Raw genomic sequence first — 805 nt, forward strand, 5'->3', positions numbered from 1 at the left:
GCCAACTGGCGAGAACCCATCCCCCATCATGCCTCACACGCACGTCGTATTGCGAACGGCCGTTGTGAGGTGCTTACCTCCAGTCGAACTGGAACGCTTCGCCAGCGGCAAACCGGAGCGGCACGAACGTTCCCCGTCCAGTTGTCTTTGCCTGCTCGTGTTGTTCCTGCCGCCAGCGCCGGGCGAACGCCGCCACCCGGTCGTAGGAGCCGGTGAAGCCGAGTGCGCACAGATCTGCGTGGATCTGCTTCAGGGTTTTTCGCTGCTTGCGGGGCCGGTTCGCTTCGGTCTTCAGCCAGCCCGAGAGCTTTGCAGCAAACCCGTCGAGCTTGCTGGGACTGTGTCGTTCCGGATAGGCGGGCAGGACCGTACCGGCCCGTATGTAACGCCGGACCGTGTTTCTCGACACGCCCAGTCGTTTGGCAATCTCGCGCAAAGAGACATGATCGCGAAAGTGCCAGCGTCGGATGATGCTCAATATAGCCACGTCGATCACTCCGTTCCCCTGCCCGTTGCCGAGCAGGTCAGTGTTCTACGTGGGTCAATATTCGATGCAAATTACTGCGTAGGGTGGGTCAGGATTCAGTGCAAATCAACAGTTCGGCTGACCTGCCTGAGTTCTTCGGACCGTTTTAATCTTGGAGAACGGCCTCGGTTGCTTCAGTTGAACAATACCGCTGCTTGAACTCGTCGGGCGTCAGGTATGCCAGGCTTGAATGCGGCCGGATGGCATTGTACAAGCCGTCAACACAACGCCCATATCAGCGAGTCAAGGGAAGTTCTGTATCGTTGGCATCCGTGGTAC

General features: G+C 58.5%; 1 pseudogene. It reads right to left on the minus strand.

The window, feature by feature from the left end:
* Window positions 1-79 precede the first annotated feature (79 nt).
* A pseudogene (locus QYH69_RS35900) lies at window positions 80-496 on the minus strand (helix-turn-helix domain-containing protein); the annotation flags it as partial.
* Between the last annotated feature and the right edge of the window lie 309 nt (window positions 497-805).

Source organism: Paraburkholderia sp. SARCC-3016 (assembly GCF_031119615.1).
GTDB lineage: Bacteria > Pseudomonadota > Gammaproteobacteria > Burkholderiales > Burkholderiaceae > Paraburkholderia.